This is a genomic window from Chryseobacterium sp. SIMBA_029 (genome assembly GCF_046535275.1).
Lineage (GTDB): Bacteria > Bacteroidota > Bacteroidia > Flavobacteriales > Weeksellaceae > Chryseobacterium.
Map to the genome: position 1 here is coordinate 1 of NZ_JAWRXA010000194.1, position 287 is coordinate 287.

A 287-nucleotide genomic window follows, 5' to 3' on the forward strand; every position below is an offset into this window, starting at 1 on the left:
CTTATTTAAGGCAAGAAAGGAACTCAAAAATGAAAATATTAAGAGTAAGCAGATTGATAAAGAGGTTACTATCAACGAGCTTGTTAAAGACGTTCGGACCTATTATTACCAGATTGAATATCTTCAGTATAATAAAGAAAAACTGACCAGTCTGGCAGGTTTTTATGAAGAGTTTATCAGAATTGCAACCGTAAGATTTAAAGCTGGTGACATCAAAAAGATCGAAATCAATACCGCAGAAACCCAAAAAGGAGAAATCGATCTATTACTGAGACAGAATGAAGTGT

The 287-nt window shown here is 33.8% G+C and carries 1 protein-coding gene; it reads left to right on the top strand.

Annotated elements, in window-relative coordinates:
- On the top strand, window positions 1–287 hold a 287-nt coding region (locus SB679_RS23790; RefSeq protein ID WP_410704723.1), incomplete at both ends, for a TolC family protein.